Origin of the sequence: Curtobacterium sp. BRD11, from assembly GCF_031844345.1 — a bacterium.
GTDB lineage: Bacteria > Actinomycetota > Actinomycetes > Actinomycetales > Microbacteriaceae > Curtobacterium.
Window position 1 is genome coordinate 404466 of the sequence record NZ_JAUZUZ010000003.1, and the last position, 19833, is coordinate 424298.

Here is a 19833-nt window from a genome sequence, read left to right on the forward strand (position 1 = left end):
ACAGCCTACCGACGCGACGACGGCCGTCGCCCCACGTGGGGCGACGGCCGTCGGTGCTGGTGCTGGTGCTGGTGCTACTTGGCGTCCGCCGGGGCTGCGACGGGCGCAGCGTCCTTCGAGACGTCCTCGGCCGGGGTGGCGTACGCGGGGCCGGCGGCGTCGGCCGGCTGACCCTCCGCCGGAGCCGGGGCAGCGACGGCCTTGGGCTCCTCGGCTGCAGCGGGCTTCGGGCGCGACGCGAAGGCCTCGAACGCGGCACGCGGGGTCTCACGGTCGTCGAGCGACGCGATGTCACGGCCCAGGAAGAAGCCGCCGACCCAGTCGCCGATGACGCGCCACTTGCGCTCCCACGACGGCATCGCCAGGCCGTGGTACCCGCGGTGGGCGCCCCAGGCCAGGAAGCCCTTCATGGCGAACTTGCCGGACTGGAACACACCCGTGCCGAGACCCAGGCCCGCGACGGCACCGAGGTTCTCGTGCTTGTAGTCCGTCGTCGCCTCACCGCGGACGACCGCGACCAGGTTCTTCGCGAGCTGCTTCGCCTGACGCACGGCGTGCTGGGCGTTCGGCACGCAGAAGCCGCCGACACCGCCACCGGTCAGATCCGGCACGGCCGCGACGTCACCGCAGGCCCACGCGTCGGCGATCACGCCGTTGTCGTCGACCACGCGGAGGTCGGGCTGCACGCGGATGCGACCGCGCTGCTCGAGCGGGAAGTCGGTGCCCTTGACCATCGGGTTCGCCATGACGCCGGCGGTCCAGATGATGAGGTCGGACTCGATGGTCTCGATCGACTCGTCCTTGGCCTTGAGCTGGCACACGCCGCCCTCGGCCGAGGCCAGCTGGGTCTCGAGGTGCACCGTCGCGCCGCGGGACGCGAGGTTCTCGAGCACCCAGTGCGAGGTCTCGAGCGACACCTCGGGCATGATGCGGCCCATCGCCTCGACCAGGTGGAAGTGCGTGTCGTCGAAGGACAGCTGCGGGAAGCTCTTCAGCAGGTCGGACGCGAAGGAGCGGAGCTCGGCGAACACCTCGATGCCGGCGAAGCCACCGCCGACCACGACGACGGTGAGCAGTCGGTCGCGCTCGGGACCGGCCGGCAGGTTCGCCGCCTTGTGGAAGTTCGTGAGGATCTTGTCGCGGATCGCCGCGGCCTCCTCGATGGTCTTCAGGCCGATGGCCTCGTCCGCGACGCCCGGGATCGGGAAGGTGCGCGAGACGGCACCGGCGGTCATGACGATCTGGTCGTAGGACTCCTCCCACGCCTCGCCCTCGGCCGGGGTGATCGTCGCGGTCTTCGTGGCGTGGTCGACCTTCGTGACCTTCGCCGTGACGACACGGGTCTTCTTCAGGTGACGACGGTGCGACACGATCGCGTGACGCGGCTCGATCGAGCCGGCGGCGACCTCGGGCAGGAACGGCTGGTACGTCATGTACGGCAGCGGGTCCACCATGGTGACCTCGGCTTCACCCTGACGCAGGTGCTTCTCGAGCTTCCAGGCGGTGTAGAAACCGGCGTAGCCGCCGCCGACGACGAGGATCTTGGGCACGGGGGATGATCTCCTTGGAGTGGGGTGGTTGCTTGCCGGGAGGCTGGTCAGTCTTCGCCGCCACCCGCCCCGACTCCAGCGTCTGCGATGCCATCATACGCCCGGCACTCACAGCGGGAGGGCGACCAGTCCACGCGCTCGAGCGCGAGGTCGCCGATGGGGTTGACGCCGGGTCCGGCAGCGAGGGCGTGGCCGACGAGCGCGTGCAGGCACTTCACGCGGGTGGGCATGCCGCCCGCGCTGATGCCGTCGATCTCGTCGACGTGCTCGATCGACTCGCGGTCCGCCAGGTAGGACTCGTGGGCCGCGCGGTACTGCGCCGCGACGGTCTCGTCCTCGAGCAGGGCGGCGAGCTCGGGCATGACGTGGTTCGCCTCGAGCGTGCTCACGGCCGCGGTGGCGGCGGGGTGGCACAGGTAGTAGAACGTCGGGAACGGGGTGCCGTTCGCGAGTCGGGGCTTCGTCGACACGACGGTGGGGTTGCCGCAGGCGCACCGTGCAGCGATCCCGACGACGTCGCGGGCCGGTCGCCCGAGCTGCGCCGAGACGACCTGGATGTCGCGGTCGGACGGCGGATCGAAGGGAGGGGTCGTCACGGGCACGTGAGCCTACCCGAGTCCTGGTCGCCGTCCCACTCCGTGACGCCGCGGCGCCCCCGGCTGCCCTACTTGCTGTCGCTCGTCGCGGCGCCGGTCGGGTCTCCGGTGCCGGAGACGTCGGGCGCCACGAGCTGCTCGGTGGTCTTCTCGGTCAGTCCTGACTGCAGCACGCTGGAGAGCATCGCCTGCACCCAGTCGACCTTCGGCGTCTGCACCGTCGAGCTGACCGGGCTGCCGGAGTCGGTCTCGGCCCTGTCCGACCCCTTCGCCTGCTCCGCACCCATCACGAGGTAGCTCTCCTCGCCCGGGTACACGTAGAGCAGCCGGTCGCGGGCCTGGGCCTCGATGTAGGCCGGGTCGTCCCACCGCGCGACGTCCTGCTTCTTCTGCGCGACGTCGGCCTTCTGCGCTGCGACCTCGCGCTGCTGCTGCGCGATCTGCTCCTGCTGCTGGATGAGCGTCCGCAGCGAGGGGGCGAGCACGACGACGAACAGCACGATGATCGCGAGCATGAGGAGGCTGAAGCCGGAGAACCGGATGGACCGGTACCAGGGCTGCTCGTGCGCACCGGACTCCGGCACGGCCACGGGGATGCGGCGGACGCGGGGCTTCTGGCTGGGCACGGCTCGACGATAACCCGGCACGGCACGGTCACGTGACCCGGCACGCGGACCGTCGTGCGTCGCTCGGCACCCTCCCAGCGGCCGGGACGCGCGGCGCACGGCCGCCACGCGCCTCCCGTCCGCCACCCACCGCCGAGCGTCCACCGCTGGGCCAGCTGGCCGCCGAACGGGCAGGACGTGCCGCTCGCGTCCGCCGAGTGGGCGAGATCCGTCGGACTGCTGCGCCGAACGTCGCAGATGTTGCCCGCTCGAGGGCGAGAGCAGACCGATTCGAGGGCGAGGGCGGACCGGCGCGACGGCGACACCGGGAGTGCCCGGGGACGGCGAGACGCCGCCCTCCCGGAGGAGGACGGCGTCTCGTGGTGGTGCGGGTGCGACCTAGAGCGCAGCGGCGCGGGGGAACGCGGTGCGGCCGGCGTAGACCGCGGCGTCGCCCAGCTCCTCCTCGATGCGGAGCAGCTGGTTGTACTTCGCGACGCGGTCCGAGCGGGCCGGGGCACCGGTCTTGATCTGGCCACCGTCGACGGCCACCGCGATGTCGGCGATGGTGGTGTCCTCGGTCTCGCCCGAGCGGTGCGACAGGATCGCGGTCATGCCGTGGCGGTGCGCCAGGGAGACGGCGTCGAGGGTCTCGGTCAGCGTGCCGATCTGGTTCACCTTGACCAGGATCGAGTTGCCGGCCTGCTCGTCGATGCCCCGCTGCAGACGCTTCGGGTTCGTGACGTACAGGTCGTCGCCGACGAGCTGCAGCTTCGAGCCGAGCTCGGCGGTGAGGTGCTTCCAGCCCTCCCAGTCGTCCTCGGCCAGGGCGTCCTCGATGGTGACGAGCGGGTAGTTCGCGACGAGGTCCGAGAAGTACCCGGTGAACTCCTCGCTCGAGAGCTGCTTGCCCTCGAACGCGTACTTGCCGTCGTGGAAGAACTCGGTCGCGGCGACGTCGAGGCCGAGCGCGATGTCCTTGCCCGGGGTGAAGCCGGCCTTCTCGATCGCGGCGAGCAGGAAGTCGAGCGCAGCACGGTTCGAGGCGAGCTCGGGGGCGAAGCCGCCCTCGTCGCCGAGGCCGGTCGCGAGACCCTGCTTCTTCAGCTCACCCTTGAGGGCGTGGTAGGTCTCGACGCCCCAGCGCAGGGCCTCCGAGAAGCTCTCGGCGCCGTAGGGCACGAGGAAGAACTCCTGGATGTCGACGTTGGTGTCGGCGTGCGCGCCACCGTTGACGACGTTCATGAGCGGGACGGGCAGCGTGTGCGCGTTCGGGCCACCGAGGTAGCGGAACAGCGGCAGGTCGGCCGAGTCGGCGGCGGCACGGGCGACGGCGAGCGAGGCGCCGAGGATCGCGTTGGCGCCCAGGCGGGACTTGTTCTCGGTGCCGTCGAGCTCGATGAGCGCGGCGTCGACGAGACGCTGGTCGGTGGCGTCGAAGCCCTCGAGCGCCGGGCCGATCTCGTCGAGGACGGCGTCGACGGCCTTCAGGACGCCCTTGCCGCCGTAGCGGTTCGCGTCGCCGTCGCGGAGTTCGTACGCCTCGAACGCACCGGTGGAGGCACCGGACGGGACGAGCGCGCGCGAGACCACGCCGTCGTCGAGGAGGACCTCGACCTCGACCGTCGGGTTGCCTCGGGAATCGAGGACTTCGCGTGCGCCTACGGCATCGATCTGGGCCACGGGGTACTCCCTACGAGTTCGGTTGTGGTGGACAGCGGGTCGATCCTACCGAGGCGCGGTGGACGCCTCGCCGCGGATGACGTCGGGTGTGGAGGAGTTCACGCCAGCGGGCGGAACTCGACACCTTCCAGGGTCTCGGTGTCGGCCCGCACACCGGCGAAGGCCGCGAAGCCCTGCTCGGCGAGGCTCGCGAGCAGGTTCTTGGTGTTCTTCGGCCGCCGCTCGAGCCGGACGCGACGGTGCGACGCGAGCGCCTCGGTCTTGAGCGCCGCGAGGCGGACCGGGTCGACGTCCTTGTCGTACAGGAGCACGACGGCGTCCGACTCGGCCGACTCCGGCAGCGTGACGAGGTCGACGAGCCGCTCGAACCCGAGCGAGAACCCGACCGCGGGCACGTCCTGCCCGAGGAAGCGTCCGATCATGCCGTCGTAGCGACCGCCACCGCCGAGGCTGTAGCCGAAGTCGGGGTGGGCGACCTCGAAGATCGTGCCCGTGTAGTAGCCCATGCCGCGCACGAGTGTCGGGTCGAAGCGCAGGTCCACGCCCGGCAGGGCCCGGCGGAGGCGGAGCAGGTCCGCGAACGCCTCGGCATCGAGCCACGGCGCCCCCTCGACGGACGCCCAGTCCGCGGCCTCGAGCGCACGGATCGTGTCCTCGAGGCCCGGCAGGTCGGCGCCGATCGTCGCGCGGAGCTCGGCGGCCACCCCGTCCGCACCGATCTTGTCGAGCTTGTCGACCGTGATCAGCGCCCGGTCCGCGGCGTCCGGGTCGGTGATCCCCCACGAGGCGAGCAGCGCGAGCAGGATGCGACGGTCGTTGATGCGGATGGTGGTGTCCGCGATGCCGAGCGCGTCGAGCGCGGCGGTGGTCGCGCGGATGAGCTCGATCTCCGCGAGCTGCCCCGGCTCGCCGAGGATGTCGATGTCGCACTGGACGAACTGCCGGTAGCGCCCCTTCTGCGGACGCTCGGCACGCCACACGGGTGCGATCTGCACGGCACGGAACACCGAGGGCAGCTCGGCGCGGTGCGAGGCGTAGAAGCGGGCGAGCGGGACCGTCAGGTCGAAGCGCAGCCCGAGGTCCGCGAGGTCGAGCGGCGCATCCGCCTTCTGGAGGTCCTCGGTGGTGAGCCCTCGGCGCATCACCGCGAACGCGAGCTTCTCGTTGTCGCCGCCCAGCCCCGAGTGCAGGCGTGCGGCGTCCTCGACGACCGGGGTCTCGATCTCGTCGAACCCGTGTCGCGCGTACACGTCCCGGACCACCCCGAGGACGTGCTCGCGACGGGCCTTGTCCGCCGGGAGGAAGTCACGCATGCCACGGGGAGCCGTCACGGTCGTCGCCATGCCGCCAATCCTGCCAGAACCAGGGCACGACCTTGCGCCACATCCGGTCCACTGATACTCTGGATGCAGAACCTCGGTCTGGCGGCCTCCTGATCCGGCCACCAGATCGTTCGCGGGGCCGGTGTGCTGCAACGGTGCCCCGCGGTTCGAGCGGGCGTCCCTGTCGTCGTGTCCCCCTGGCACGTCGTGGCCCGCTCGCGGGCACCCTCCTTTTTCGGGTTGGGAGGGTGCCCGCTCTCTCGTCTGCCCGTCCGGCACTCCTCCGCGCGCTCCGAACAGGAGGCGCAGCCCACTCACCCGCACGCTCCGAACAGGAGGCGCAGCTCACTCCCCGACGCGCGCGCCGGCCTCGAGCCGGCTCACCGCGTCCCGCAGGCTGGCGACGACGTCGATGCCCGCCTCGCGCGCCGCTGCGACCTCGGCGAGCATCCCCGCACCCCACCGGTCGTCGACGGCGCCCTCCGACCGGCTGCCCTCAGCAGGCGCGGCCGCCGACGTGACGGCGGCGACGACCGTGGCGGCGTCGCCACGCTCCTCCAGGCGTTCGAGCAGCTTCACGGCTCGCTCCAGCGGCGGCATCGCCCTCGGGACCCCGTCGAGGACGCTCGTGCGCGACGCCTTCTCGGCCGACTTCGCCGCCCGCCACACCCGGACGACCTCCGCCTCCGTGTCCGCACGTTCGGCACCGAACACGTGCGGGTGCCGACGGACCATCTTGTCGCGAGCACCGGCGGCGACGTCCTCGAGGTCGAACCGGCCCTGCGCTGCAGCCAGTCCGGCGTGCAACACGACCTGGTAGAGCACGTCGCCGAGTTCCTCGCGGAGGTCGTCGTCGTCGCCGGAGTCGATGGCGTCGACGAGTTCGTACGACTCCTCCACGGCGTACCGCGCGAGCGATGCGTGGGTCTGTGCACGGTTCCACACGCAACCACCCTCGGGGGCGAGCAGGCGGTCGACGACTTCGACGAGGTCCGTGACGGCGGTCATGGCGTCATGCTCGCACGCAGGCCGCTCCGGTAGGCTGACCCCTGGTGTGTCGGGAAGTCTGGTCGACGGTTCCGTACCCGTACCCGCACACCGTCGGAGATCCATGTCGGCACTCGTCCGCTCCCCCCGTTTCAGCGCGATCGCGCTCCTGACCGCCGCCGTGCTCGGCCTCCTCGTGGCGAACTCGCCGCTCGGACCGGGCCTCGAACGAGCCCTCGACGCGCACTCGCCGTGGGGAGCGGTCGGTCTCGACCTGTCCGTGTCGCACTGGATCAGCGACGGCCTGCTCGCGGTCTTCTTCCTGCTGGTCGCGATCGAGTTGAAGCAGGAGCTGCTCGACGGGGAACTCTCGAACCCGAAGACGGCCGTCATCCCGGCGATCGCCGCGGTCGGCGGCGTGCTCGTGCCGGCCGGGATCTTCCTCCTGGTGACCTCGGGCACGCCCTACCAGCACGGGTGGCCCATCCCGACCGCGACGGACATCGCGTTCGCGCTCGGGGTCCTGGCGATGTTCGGTCGAGGGCTGCCCTCCACGCTCCGCGTCTTCCTGCTCGCGCTCGCGGTGCTCGACGACCTCATCGCGATCGTCATCATCGCCGTCGTCTTCGCGCACGGCACCGACTTCCTCGCGCTCGGCGGTGCGGTCGTCGCCCTCGCCGTCTTCGCGGTGCTCGGTCGGCTGCTGCGACCGGGCCGCACCGGCCGCGTGTGGATCCTCGCCGCGATGGTGCTGGTCGGCCTCGTGACGTGGTGGCTCGTGTACCACTCGGGCGTGCACGCGACCATCGCCGGCGTCGCGCTCGGTCTCGTCCTGCCCCGCCGTCCGGGACACACGCTGCACGAGAACGTCGAGCCGTGGTCGAACGCCGTCGTCCTGCCGGTGTTCGCCTTCGCCTCGGCGGCGGTCGTGATCCCGAGCGTCGGCATCGGCGAGCTCTCCCCCACGTTCTGGGCCGTCGTCCTCGCGCTCCCGGTCGGCAAGGTCATCGGCATCACGCTGTTCGGTGCCGTAGCGACGCGCATCTTCCGCGCCCCCGGTCGATCGACGCTCTCGTTCTGGTCGATCGTGACGGTCGGCGTGCTCGGCGGGATCGGCTTCACGGTCTCGCTGCTCATGAACGAGCTGGCGTTCGCCCGGAACGAGGAGATCCTCGACGAGGGCGTCCTCGCCGTGCTCGTCGGGTCCGGCATCGCGATCCTCGCGTCCGCCGTCGTCGTCAGCCTGCGCGCCCGCCGCTACCGCGCGCGACGCGAGCTCTCCGAGGCCGAGGCCACCGAGTAGCGCACCGAGCGGCCGCTGCGCTGCGACACGTCCGCGGTCGGACGACCGCGGACGTGTCGTTGCAGGCGCATCGTGCGACTCCGCACGGGTCGATCGACACGTGCGATGTCGGAAGACGGCCACCCGACGGCCTGGAGGCGCGGTACCGACTGGCACCGCGCCTCCAGGCCGCGTCGGGCCGCGTCACTTCGCGCCGGACCGTGTCAGGAGGCGGGCGCCTCCGCGGGGGCCTTGGACGCGCCGTAGACGGCCGTCAGGATGCTCTCCACCCACTCGATGAGCCCGTCGTCGGGCAGCGTCTCGCCGTGCGGCTTCGGCAGCGGGATGCTCGCGGCGTCCTGCTGCGGGAACCAGCGCGCGCCGGGGAACATGCGCTTCAGCCGGACCTGGGCCGAGTCGGCGAGCTCCTTGCCCGCGATCCGCAGGTTCGACCCCATCACGACGACGTCGGACAGGCCGACCTGCTGCGCCATGCGCCGCAGGCGCGACACCTCGACCAGGGTGAGCACCGGCTGCGGCGGCTGGCCGTAGCGGTCGGTGAGCTCGTCGAGCACCATGTCGATCGCCTCGGGCTGCGCAGCCGGAGCCGATGCGGCCGACAGCTTCTGGTACGCCTCGAGCCGGAGCCGCTCGGACTCGACGTAGTCCTCGGGGATGTGCGCGTCGACCGGGATCTCGAGCCGGAGCTCGGTCTGCCCCTCGGCGACGTCTCCCCGGAACTGGGACACGGCCTCGCCGATCATCCGCAGGTAGAGGTCGAACCCGACCCCCGCGATGTGCCCGGACTGCTCACCACCGAGCAGGTTGCCGGCACCCCGGATCTCGAGGTCCTTCATGGCCACCTGCATACCGGCGCCGAGTTCGTTGTTCGCGGCGATGGTCTCGAGACGGTCCTGCGCGGTCTCGGAGAGCGGCTTGTCGGCGTCGTAGAGGAAGTACGCGTACCCGCGCTCACGCCCGCGGCCGACGCGACCTCGGAGCTGGTGGAGCTGGGACAGCCCGTACTTGTCGGCCTTGTCGATGATCAGCGTGTTCGCGTTGGCGATGTCCAAGCCCGTCTCGACGATGGTCGTCGACACGAGCACGTCGAACTTGCGCTCCCAGAAGTCGACCATGACCTGCTCGAGGGTGCCCTCGGACATCTGCCCGTGGGCGACCTGGATCCGGGCCTCGGGGATGATCTCGGCCAGGTGCGACGCCACCGACTGGATGTCCTTCACGCGGTTGTGCACGTAGAAGACCTGGCCCTCGCGCAGGAGCTCGCGGCGGATCGCGGCGGCGACCTGCAGGTCGGACTGCGGCCCGACGAAGGTCAGGATGGGGTGGCGGTCCTCCGGCGGGGTCGCGAGCGTCGACATCTCCCGGATGCCGGTGACGGCCATCTCGAGCGACCGCGGGATCGGGGTCGCGGACATCGCGAGCACGTCGACGTTGGTCTTGAGCTTCTTGAGCTGGTCCTTGTGCTCGACGCCGAACCGCTGCTCCTCGTCGATGATGACGAGCCCCACGTCCTTGAACGCGATGTTCTGCGACAGGATGCGGTGTGTGCCGATCACGATGTCGACGGTGCCGTCGGCGAGGCCGGCGATCGTCTCCTTCGACTCCTTCTCGGTCTGGAAGCGACTGAGTGCGCGGAGGTGCACGGGGAAGCCCGCGAAGCGCTCCTGGAACGTCTCCATGTGCTGACGCACCAACAGCGTCGTCGGGACGAGCACGGCGACCTGCTTGCCGTCCTGCACGGCCTTGAACGCCGCGCGGATCGCGACCTCGGTCTTGCCGTAGCCGACGTCGCCGGAGAGCAGGCGGTCCATCGGGATCGGGCTCTCCATGTCGCGCTTGATCTCGTCGATGGTGGTGAGCTGGTCGGCGGTCTCGGCGAACGGGAAGGCCTCCTCCAGCTCACGCTGCCACGGGGTGTCCGGGCCGAACGCGTGCCCCTTCGAGGCCATGCGCGCCGAGTACAGCTTCACGAGGTCGACGGCGATGTCGCGGACGGCCTTGCGCGCCTTCGACTTCGCTGCGGACCAGTCCGAGCCGCCCATCTTGGACAGGGTGGGGTTCTCGCCGCCGACGTACCGGGAGAGCTGGTCGAGCTGGTCGGTCGGGACGAAGAGCTTGTCGCCCGGGTAGTTCCGCTTCGACGGGGCGTACTCGAGCACGAGGTACTCACGCTGCGTCTTCACGGCGTTGCGACCGCCGGAGCTGACCTCGCGCGAGACGAGCTCGACGAACTTGCCGATGCCGTGGGTGTTGTGCACGACGACGTCGCCCGGCTTCAGCTGCAGCGGGTCGACGACGTTCTTGCGGCGGGCGGCGAGCTTCTTGACGGTGCGGGCGCCCTGCTGGACGCTGCGGCCGTAGAACTCGGCTTCGCTCAGGACGGCGATCCGCGGGTCGGGGGTCGCGAAGCCGGCCTCGACGGTGGCGGTGGTGACGATCGCGACACCCGGCTCGGGCGGGGCGGTGAGGTCCTCGGCACGAGCCGCGACACCCGCGTCCGCGAGCACCTGCACCGCGCGCTCGACGAGCCCCTTGCCCTGCGCCGTCACGACGACGCCCCAGCCGTCGTCGACGAGCTGCTTGACGTGCTCGACGGCCCCGTCCGCGCTGCCCGCGAAGCTCGGGATCGACTCCGCTCGGACGCGGATGTACTCACCGGCCTCGGCAGCGGCCTCGGCGTCGGTGAGCACGCGCTCGCGGTCACCCTCGTCGAGCCCCGAGTCGAACGGCGTGACCGTCCACCAGGTGCGCTGGCCACGGGTGTTCTTGAGCTGCTGCACGGACAGGAAGTTGCCCGCGTCGAGGTCGATGGGTGCCTGTGCGCCCGCGACCGCGGCACTCCACGCGGCCTGCAGGAACTCGGTGTTCGTCTCGGCCAGGCTGTGCGCGCGACCGGCGACCCGCTCGGGCGAGAGGACCGCGATCGTGGCGGTCTCGGGCAGGTAGGTGGTGATCGGCACGAGGTCCTGCACGAGCGCCGGCGCGAGGGACTCCATGCCCTCGACCGGGATCCCCTCGGCGATCTTCGCGAGCATCTGCGACAGGTTCGGGAACTCGTGCAGCATCTCGCGTGCCCGCTGGCGCACGTCGTCGCTGAGCAGGAGCTCGCGCGAGGCGGTGAGCTCGACCGAGCCGAGGTCGTCGTCGGTGGTGCGCTGGTCGGCGACCGAGAACGCCTTGATCGCCTCGATCTCGTCGCCGAAGAAGTCGACGCGCACCGGGTGGTCGGCACCGGGCGGGAAGACGTCGAGGATGCCACCGCGCACCGCGAACTCGCCGCGGCGGGTGACGAGGTCGACCCGGGCGTAGGCCAGGTCGACGAGCTGCGACGCGATGGCCGCGAGGTCGTTGCCGCGTGAACCCGTCGCGAGTGCGACCGGGGCGAGCGACGTCAGGTTGCCCGCGATGGGCTGCAGTGCGGCGCGGACGCTCGCGACCACGACGATCGTGCGGCGGTCGGCCGGATCGGCGTCCTGCCACGCGGCGAGCTTGCGGAGCGTCGCGATGCGGGTGCCGACCGTCTGGGCGCTCGGGCTGAGGCGCTCGTGCGGCAGGGTCTCCCACGCGGGGAACTCGAGGACCTCGGCGTCGGGGACCGTGCACGTGAAGGCGCCGCGCACCGCCTCGGCCTCGCGCCCGGTGGCGGTGACGACGAAGAGGCACTGGGGACCGTTGCGCTCGGCGAGCAGCGCGCCGAGCAACGGGACCCGCAGGCCGTCGACGACGGAGAAGTCCGCGTCACGCCCGGCAGCGCGGAGGACGCGATCGAACGCGGAGGCGCGCGAGAGCGCAGGGATGATGCCCGAGATCGTCACTCAGTCGATGGTACCGGCGGCGTCCGACACCCGGCCCGGCGTGCGCGGGCGGCGAACACGGTCAGCTGCGGCGACGGAGTCGGGACCCGATCAGGACGAGCAGCGCGGCCACGAGCAGCGCGGGCGCGACGGGTGCGGCGCCGGTCCAGGCGAGGGTGGTCGGGCTGCGGTCCGCAGACGTGGAGCCGGCCCGGTCGGGAGGCGCGGCACCGTCCGCCGCGTCGGCACCCGTCACGCCGGTGGTCCCGCCGCGGCCGGCGGCCGCCCCCGGGTCGGCGCTCGGGGTCGGGGCGGTCGGGGTCGGGGCGGTCGGTCCTCCCCCGCCGGTGGTGCCGTCCGGGCCGGGCGACGGGTCGGGGTCGGGTGCGGGCGTCGGTCCGGGGGCGCCGGTCGGACCGGGGGTGGGTCCGGACGAGACGTCGGGCGAGGGCGACGGTCCGGGCTCCGGGGCGGTGGTCGCCCCCGGCTCGGGCGCCGTGGTGGGTCCGGGCGCGGTGGTCGGCTCGGGCGCCGTGGTGGGTCTGGGCGCGGTGGTGGGCTCGGGCGCGGTGGTCGGTTCGGGCGCGGTGGTCGGCTCGGGCGCGGTGGTCGGCTCGGGCGCGGTGGTCGGCTCGGGGGCGGTGGTCGGCTCCGGCCCGGTCGTCGGTCCGGGCGCCGTGGTCGGCTGCGGCGCGGTCGTCGGTCCGGGCGCGGTGGTCGGCTCCGGCGCGGAGGTCGCTCCGGGCTCCGGCCCCGCGGTCGGCTCGGCCGTCGGGGACGGTGCGGGCGACGGCTGCGCTCCCGTCGAGGGTGTCCCGGTCGGGAGCGGTCCTGCCGTGGCCGGGGCGGAGGGGGTCGGGGTCGCGCTCGCCTCCCACGTCGGGTCGGGATCCGGCTCGGGTCGGGGGTCCGGGTCGGTCGTCGGTGTCGCGCTCGGGGTGCCCGACGGCGACGGGGTCGGCTCCGGGGTGGTCGGTCCGGGGGCGGGCGGCGTCGGGGTGGGGCCCGGCTCGTCGGTCGGCTCCGGGTCCGTCGAGGGACCGGGCTCCGTCGAAGGACCGGGCTCCGTCGACGGATCGGGCTGCGGCGTGGCGGTCGGCTCCGCGGTGGGATCGTCGGTCGGGGAGGGCGACGAGGTCGGTGCAGGGGTCACCGTCGGCGTCGCGCTCGGCTCGTCGGAGGGCTCGTCGGTCGGCGCACCCGTGGGGGCGGGGGTGGGCTCGTCGGCCGCCGGCGCCGACGGGTCCGCACCCGGCTCGCTGCTCGGCGTCGGCGCGGGCGTCGGCTGGTCGGTCGGATCCGACGTCGGCGCTGCGGTCGGTTCCGACGTCGGCCCGGGGGTGGGCTCCCCCGTCGGGTCGGACGTCGGTGCAGCGGTCGGTTCCGACGTCGGATCGGGGGTGGGCTCCCCCGTCGGGTCGGACGTCGGCGAGGCGGTCGGGTCAGGCGTCGGCGGGTCGGTCGGGTCGGCCGTCGGCGAGACGGTCGGCTCCGCCGTCGGCGGGTCGGTCGGGTCGGCCGTCGGCGAGGGGGTCGAACCGCTGCTCGGGTCACTGCTCGCCGGCGTCGTCGGCTCGCCGGTCGCCGGAGTCGTCGGCTCCGCCGAAGGTCCGGGAGACGGGGCGGTCGTGGGGCCAGCCGTCGGCTCGGGCGTCAGGGTGTCCGACGGCAGGGGCTCCGCCGTCGGTGCGGTCGGGCTCGTACCCGGGCTCTCCTCGACGCGGCCGGACGACGTCGCGGTGACGATCCGCTGCCGGTTGTAGTCCGCCACGACCAGGCTCCGACCCGGGCCGACGGACACCGCGGTCGGGTTCGCGAGTGCCGATCCGTCGGGCGCCGTCGAGAACGCCGGAGCCCACGCGCCACCGGCGTCCGACCAGACGCGGCCGTTCCCGTTGTCCACGACGAAGACGTCCCCGTCGTCGACCGCCACCCCGCGGAGCCGGGTCTGCCCGTCGGCCGGGAACCCGAGCGCGCTGACGACGCCCGACGCGCGGTCGACCTGCCACACCTCGTCGGGTCCGGCGTCCGTCACGGTGAGCGTTCCACCGTCGGCGGAGATCGCGACGCCGCTCGGGTCGGACCACGGACCCGCGACCGCCGTCCACGTCCCGCTGCCGAGCTCGGCCGTCCAGAGCGATCCGCTGCCGGGCACGGCCGCGAAGACCGTCGTCCCCTGCACCGCGAGTTCGGAGACGGCTCGTCCGCTCGGAGGCGGGGCCCACCGGGAGACGACGAGCCCGTCCGGGGAGAGGAGCGTGATCGACCGCCGCCCGGCCTCGGCGACGAGGATGCGGCCGTCGTCGAGGGTGGTCACGGCCGACGGGTTCCACATGTCGCCCGGCGCCGTGCCGAACGGAGCGACCACGCTCCAGGTGCCGTCGAGTCCGCGGCGCAGCAGGCCGTTCCCGGCGAAGTCGGCGACCAGGAGTCGTCCGTCGACGTCGTGGTGCACGTCGTTCGGGGCGGAGAAGCTGCTCGCGACCGGTGGCGCGGACGACTCGGCGCTCGTCGGTGTCCAGGTCTCGGTCGCGGCGACCGCGCCGTCCTGGGTCAGCAGGGAGGCCATGCCGACCGCGATGAGCGCGACCGCGGCCGGGACGACGGCGAGGACCGCACGCACCCCCGTGCCGGAGCGCTGTGCGACGTCTGTCGGTCCTGCCCGGTGTCGTGCTCGCCCCACGTCGCCCCCTCGTCGTCGGGACGGTCGCCCCGACGGCGAACCTACCGACGACCGGGGGACGTGACGGTCCCCCAGTTCGGGGACCCGGCGGGAACCGGACAGCAGCGTGGACGACCCACACCGTGCCTCCCGGCCGGATCCGCGAACTCGACCGGACGCGTCAGGAGGGCGCGTGCACGCGCTGCTGCGCGGCGAGGAGCCCGAGCTCCGCGATCGCCTCGACGGCGTCGGCGCCGTCGGCGAGCAGGTTCGGCAGCGTCTTCTTCTCGGTCGGCGAGAAGTCACGCAGGACGTAGTCGGCGGGGTCCTGGCGACCCGGGGGACGGCCGATGCCGATCCGCACCCGGGTGAACTCGTTCGTGCCGGTCGCCTTGATGATGTCGCGGAGCCCGTTGTGGCCGCCGTGCCCGCCGCTGCCCTTGAGACGGACGGTGTCGAACGGCAGGTCGAGTTCGTCGTGGACGACGACGAGGTCCGCAGGGGTGGCGCTGTAGAACCCGAGCACGCTCGAGACCGGGCCACCCGAGGTGTTCATGAAGGATCCCGGCTTCGCCAGGACGAGCTTCGGTCCGCCGGGCACCAGGCGCCCCTCGGCGACCTGGTTCGGCGTCTTGTGCTTCTTGAACGTCGCACCCATGCGGGCGGCGAGTTCGTCGAGGACCATCTGGCCGACGTTGTGACGGTTCCCCGCGTAGCCGGGCCCGGGGTTCCCGAGCCCGACCACGACGAGGGTCGTTCCTGTCATCAGCGTCGGCCAGACGTTCCGCGGAGGGTGTGTTACTCGGAGTCGACCGGGGCGGAGCCGCCCTCGGCGCCGGCCTCGGCGCCCGCCTCGGCAGCGGCCTCGTCGGCAGCGTCGTCGTCAGCGGTGCCACGCGGGGTGACGATCTGCACGACGAGCGCCTCGCCGTCGGTCTCGAGCTCGGCGCCGGTCGGCAGCTCGAGCTGCGAGGCCAGCACCTGGGTGCCGTCCTCGAGGCCCTCGACGTCGACGGTCACGTGCTCCGGGATGTCGGTCGCCTCGACGAGGAGCGAGACCGAGGAGAGGTCCTGGACGTGGATCGTGCCGGAGAACGACTCGCCCTCGACGACGACGGGGACGTCGACGGTGACCTTCTCGCCACGGCGCACGACGACGAGGTCGATGTGCTCGATGATCTGGCGCACCGGGTCGCGCTGGACGTCCTTGACGAGGGCGAGCTGGGCCGCACCCTCGATGTCGAGGTCGACGACCGCGTTGGCGGTACGGACGAGCAGCATCGTCTCGTGGCCCGGGAGGGTGATGTGCTGCGGCTCGGTGCCGTGGCCGTAGACGACCGCGGGGATCTTGTCGGCGGCGCGGAGCTTGCGCGCAGCGCCCTTGCCGAACTTGGTGCGGGTCTCCGCTGCGAGCTTGGTGTAGTCGGCCATGGTGCCTCCTGGTGTCGGGGTCGACGCCGGGGTGCCGGCATCGGGGGGTCTGTGGTGTTGCAACTCGAACGCGTGCACGCGTGAGGAACGCTCCCAGGACTGGGCCGGGTCTCCCTACCGCGTCGATCACGGACGCGCGCTGCGCGGCCCTCGCCGAAGTCGGTTTGTGAGTCTAGCAGGGGACGTCGGGCGTGTCGCACCGCGGCACCGCCCACCACCGGACGGGAGGCTCGTGGCGGTGCCGCCACGAGCCTCCCGTCCGTCCCTGCGCACGGTCGCGGACCGGTCCCCCCAGGTCCACCTGCCCGCGACCGCGGGTCCGTCGCCGGCGCCCGTCAGTCGACGTCCTCCGGTGCCTCCGGCGCCAGTCGCTCGATCGTCCTGGCGACGCGGTCGGCGACCGCGAGCTGGTCCGGCCGGGCGGCTGCCAGCACGGCGGCGTCGGTGGCGGTGACGTGGAGGAGCCGGGACCACTGCGCGTCGTAGAGCGCCTCCCGGTAGCCGGACGACTGCTGGCAGGCCAGGTCGTGCTCGGCGAGGGCGATCTCGGGCTTCGTGACGGGCAGTGCGAGGCCGCTGATGCCGAACGCCTGGCGCATCGGAGCGGTCGGCATCCCGTGCGGGTCCTCTGGGAGCGCGCTCGGGGCGTGCGGTCCCAGGCACGTGCGCCAGCGGGCCGCCGCAGCGACGACCGCCGGTTCTCGTCGTGCCTCGTCCGCGGCGAGGTAGGTGAGGCGCTTCGCGGTCATCGAGGCGCCCTGGGCTTCCCCGTCGTCGTCCGTGCCGAGCGCGCGACGGGAACGTTCGAAGCACCGATCGACGGCGGACCGGTCGGCGCGGTCGAACGCCGCGTTGTGCTCGGGGTCCTCTGCCCACTGCCGCCAGCCGTCACGGTTCGCACCCCGTGCCGACGGCCGGTGGTAGCCGAGGTCCGCCGCCGCCGCCTTGCTCAGCGGTCGTGACCAGTCGAGTGCGGGAGCGTCGTTGCCGCGTTCCGGCGTCTCGTCGGCGATCGACTCTGCCTGCAGGCCCGCGGACGTCGCCCACGGCACCGGGAAGTCGATGCCGACGTCACGCAGGCAGGACTGGTCGAGGAGCGACTCGGCGTACCCGGTCTCGGACCAACCGGGCTGGGCGTAGCCGTCGAGCGGCATCGACCACGTGTCGAGGTCGCGCTCCACCGTCGGGCGGACGGCGTGGTCGGCGGGCTCGGGCAGGCTGTGCAGCACGGCTCCCCCGAGGCCGGCGAGGACGAGGACGAGTGCGCCGGACTTCGCGGCACGCTGGGTGATGCGCATGGTGTTCCCCCTAGGCGCGGACGAGTCCGCGTTCGTGTGCGGTGATGACGACCTGGATCCGGTTCCGGAGTCCGAGCTTCGTGAGCACCGCGCGGACGTGCGTCTTGACCGTGGCCTCGCTGAGGAACACGGTCGCCGCGATCTCCTGGTTGCTGAGCCCCTTCGCGACGAGCAGGAAGACCTCGCGCTCCCGGGCGGTGAGGACGTCGAGCACCTCGTCCGGGCGCGGGGTCTCGACGAGGGTCCCGTCGGCGCGGAGCAGGTCGAGCGCCTCGGCCTCGGTCGGCGCCGGACGCCCCTCGTGGACGTCGCGGATCGTGCCGAGCACCACCTCGGGCAGGGCGTCCTTCGTCAGGAACGCCGCCGCTCCCGCACGGAGGGCGGCGAGCACGGCCTCGTCGCGGCGGATCGTCGTCAACACCACGACCCTCGGACGGTCTCCGCCCTGCGCGGCCAGGCGTGCGGTGGTCTCGATGCCGTTCAGCACCGGCATGCGGAGGTCCAGGAGCAGGACGTCGGGGTCCTCGTCGGCGCAGAGCTCGAGCGCCGCGGCGCCGTCGGCAGCGGTGCCGACGCAGACCATGTCGTCCTGGGCCTCGACGAGCATCCGCATGCCGGAGGCGAAGAGGTGCTGGTCGTCGACCACGGCGACGCGGATCGCGCTCACCGGGCGTCCTCGACGGGCACCCAACCGGTCACGACGAACTCGTCGGCGTCGTCACCCGCACCGGCCCGGAGCCACCCGCCGGCGAGCCGTGCCCGCTCCCGCATGCCCTCGATGCCCGAGCCCGCGCCGTCGAGCTGCACCAGGGGCGCGTCCCCTCGCGAGGTGACCACGATGCCGAGGCCCGGGCCGCGCCAGTCGAGCACGACGCGGGTCGACGCCGTCCGCCCCTGGTGCTTGAGGACGTTCGTCAGGCTCTCCTGCACGATCCGGTGCACCGCTCCCCCGGTCGCCGTGCCGACAGCTCCGGGCACACCGTGCTGCTCGAACGTCGCACGCATGCCGAGGTCGCGCATGTCCTCGACGAGGTCGGGGACGTCCACGAGGCCGTGCACCGCCACCGACCCGGTGCCCTGGATGCGTTCGACGAGTGCACGGACGTCGCCGAGGGCGCTCCGGCTCACGTCGGCGATGTCGCGGAGGGCCGTCGCTGCCGGTGCGCCGGCACCGGCGATCGCCGCGGCGCCCTGGGCCTGCGAGACCACCACGGCGAGCGAGTGTGCGAGCGAGTCGTGCACGTCGCGGGCGATCCTGGCGCGTTCCTGTTCCGCGCGGAGCTCGGCGGTCGTGACCTCGGTCTCCCGCTCGGCCGCGACGACGCGGGTCCTGGCGAGGCCGATCCGCCACGCTGCACCGACGGCGACGCCGGCGGCCCAGGCGATGCCGCTCGCGCCGGCGATCGCCAGCGACAGGAGCACGAGGTCACTCCGCGTCCCCGAGTGCGCCCCGGTCCAGTTGCCCCAGACGTCGGGGTCGGCGACCGTCGGCACCGCCATCGCCCAGGCGGCGGCGATGCTCGCGACGCCGAGCACCGGGACCGCGAGCCACCGGAGCAGCCCCGACCGCCCTGCACCGACGACGCCCACGACGATCGCGATCGCCAGGTACTCCGGCCACGTCGTCGCGCGCGGGCGGTCGAGCAGGTGCAGCGCCTGCAGCAGCGGGACCACCACGACCAGGCCGAGCGCCGTCGCGGGCATCCAGTTCGTCAACCCGATGGCGACGGCGAACGCGGCGACGACGAGCACGTGGCCGGTCAGCTCGGAGCGTCCGGCCTCGGCGACGATCCAGAGCACCAGGTACACAGCACCGACGACCGGAGGCAGCACGTGCCGGACGCGGCGACGCAGGAAGGAGGTCATGTCGGCGAGCGTAGGGCGGGCGTCGACGCGGCTGCGAGCTCGGGCGGCACCTTTCATCCGAGTGGATGAGGTGTCGTCGAGCCCTGCGGTCAGGACGCGTCGCTAGCGTCGGGGCGTGTCGACGAACGAGTCCCTGCCCGCGCGCGACCCGGCCACCGACGACCGGTGGGCAGCGGCGGCGCGCGCGGCCGAAGCGCTCGCCCGCGGACCGAGGCGGGGACGCGGGCCGTCGATCCAGGCCGCCCTCTCCGCCGCCGCGACGCTGGTGGCCGGCATCGACGTGCCGCTCGCGGTCCTCGGTGGGCTCGACTGGCGCGTCGCCGTCGCGGTCCTCGGGTGGGTCGTGGCGGTCGGGGCGTGGTCGGTCGCTCGACGGCGCGGGCGACTCGAACCGTTCCTCCCTGCCCGGTCTCCGGTCGCACTCCTCGGGGCTGCCGATCGTCGGGACCTCCGCCGACAGCTCCGCGGTGCGGAGGTACCCACGCCGCGATCGGTCGACCTGGTCGACGCGATCACCCGGTGGCAGCGCCGGACGTCGGCGGCGACCCTGCCGAGCCTCGTCGGACTGGGGATCGTCCTGCTCGGCTCCCCGGGGCCGCTCCTCCCCGCCATCGTCCTCGCGACCGCCGTCCTGGTGGTCGTCCTCGCCGTCGCTGAACGTCGTCGGTGGTCGCGCGTGCAGCGGCTCGTCGCGGAGGTGCATTCCGAGCGATCGGCTGGTTCCTGAGGGTCGTCA

At 72.8% G+C, this 19833-nt stretch carries 15 protein-coding genes; 2 read left to right on the forward strand and 13 right to left on the reverse strand.

The window, feature by feature from the left end; translation table 11 throughout:
- Positions 1–74: 74 nt before the first annotated feature.
- From Q9R28_RS09780 to Q9R28_RS09805, 6 genes are all read right to left on the reverse strand, one after another.
- Positions 75–1550, reverse strand: a complete 1476-nt coding sequence (locus tag Q9R28_RS09780; protein WP_066652606.1) for an NAD(P)/FAD-dependent oxidoreductase — start codon at positions 1548–1550, stop codon at positions 75–77.
- 47 nt (positions 1551–1597) lie between these two features.
- The gene (locus Q9R28_RS09785; protein ID WP_066652599.1) at positions 1598–2146 is read right to left on the reverse strand and encodes a DUF501 domain-containing protein; all 549 of its coding nucleotides are present in this window, start codon (positions 2144–2146) and stop codon (positions 1598–1600) included.
- 68 nt (positions 2147–2214) lie between these two features.
- Positions 2215–2772 (reverse strand): septum formation initiator family protein, encoded by a 558-nt coding sequence (locus Q9R28_RS09790; RefSeq protein ID WP_066652590.1) that lies wholly within the window; start codon positions 2770–2772, stop codon positions 2215–2217.
- A 378-nt stretch (positions 2773–3150) separates the two neighbouring features.
- Positions 3151–4434, reverse strand: a complete 1284-nt coding sequence (eno, locus tag Q9R28_RS09795) for a phosphopyruvate hydratase (RefSeq protein ID WP_058728084.1) — start codon at positions 4432–4434, stop codon at positions 3151–3153.
- A 98-nt stretch (positions 4435–4532) separates the two neighbouring features.
- A complete protein-coding gene (gene hisS, locus Q9R28_RS09800; RefSeq protein WP_251159908.1) occupies positions 4533–5777 on the reverse strand; it encodes a histidine--tRNA ligase in 1245 nt (414 codons plus the stop codon).
- A gap of 324 nt (positions 5778–6101) precedes the next feature.
- Positions 6102–6764, reverse strand: a complete 663-nt coding sequence (locus Q9R28_RS09805) for a MazG family protein (protein ID WP_311205972.1) — start codon at positions 6762–6764, stop codon at positions 6102–6104.
- A gap of 103 nt (positions 6765–6867) precedes the next feature.
- Between Q9R28_RS09805 and nhaA the strand changes: the two genes are divergently transcribed.
- Positions 6868–8046, forward strand: a complete 1179-nt coding sequence (nhaA, locus tag Q9R28_RS09810; protein ID WP_311205973.1) for a Na+/H+ antiporter NhaA — start codon at positions 6868–6870, stop codon at positions 8044–8046.
- A gap of 203 nt (positions 8047–8249) precedes the next feature.
- Here the strand turns inward: nhaA and mfd are convergent, their stop codons facing one another.
- The 7 genes from mfd to Q9R28_RS09845 form a co-directional block, all read right to left on the reverse strand.
- The gene (gene mfd / locus Q9R28_RS09815) at positions 8250–11861 is read right to left on the reverse strand and encodes a transcription-repair coupling factor (protein ID WP_066652554.1); all 3612 of its coding nucleotides are present in this window, start codon (positions 11859–11861) and stop codon (positions 8250–8252) included.
- A 61-nt stretch (positions 11862–11922) separates the two neighbouring features.
- Positions 11923–14523 carry a hypothetical protein gene (locus Q9R28_RS09820; protein WP_311205974.1) on the reverse strand — a complete coding sequence of 867 codons (2601 nt, stop codon included), beginning with the start codon at positions 14521–14523 and terminating at the stop codon, positions 11923–11925.
- Between the two features lie 160 nt (positions 14524–14683).
- On the reverse strand, positions 14684–15268 hold the full coding sequence (pth, locus tag Q9R28_RS09825; RefSeq protein ID WP_058742290.1) for an aminoacyl-tRNA hydrolase: 585 nt from the start codon (positions 15266–15268) through the stop codon (positions 14684–14686).
- Positions 15269–15300: 32 nt separating this feature from the next.
- Entirely contained in the window at positions 15301–15933 is a 633-nt protein-coding gene (locus tag Q9R28_RS09830; RefSeq protein ID WP_066652537.1) for a 50S ribosomal protein L25/general stress protein Ctc, read from the reverse strand.
- 335 nt (positions 15934–16268) lie between these two features.
- A complete protein-coding gene (locus Q9R28_RS09835) occupies positions 16269–17231 on the reverse strand; it encodes a hypothetical protein (protein WP_311205975.1) in 963 nt (320 codons plus the stop codon).
- 10 nt (positions 17232–17241) lie between these two features.
- Complete coding sequence (locus Q9R28_RS09840) at positions 17242–17898, reverse strand: response regulator transcription factor (protein ID WP_251159914.1); 657 nt, start codon at positions 17896–17898, stop codon at positions 17242–17244.
- Positions 17895–19097: a sensor histidine kinase gene (locus tag Q9R28_RS09845; protein ID WP_066652525.1), complete on the reverse strand. Its 1203-nt coding sequence runs from the start codon at positions 19095–19097 to the stop codon at positions 17895–17897. Before Q9R28_RS09845 ends, Q9R28_RS09840 begins: the two co-directional genes overlap by 4 nt.
- 115 nt (positions 19098–19212) lie before the next feature.
- Between Q9R28_RS09845 and Q9R28_RS09850 the strand changes: the two genes are divergently transcribed.
- The gene (locus Q9R28_RS09850) at positions 19213–19824 is read left to right on the forward strand and encodes a hypothetical protein (protein WP_311205976.1); all 612 of its coding nucleotides are present in this window, start codon (positions 19213–19215) and stop codon (positions 19822–19824) included.
- Positions 19825–19833: the final 9 nt, after the last annotated feature.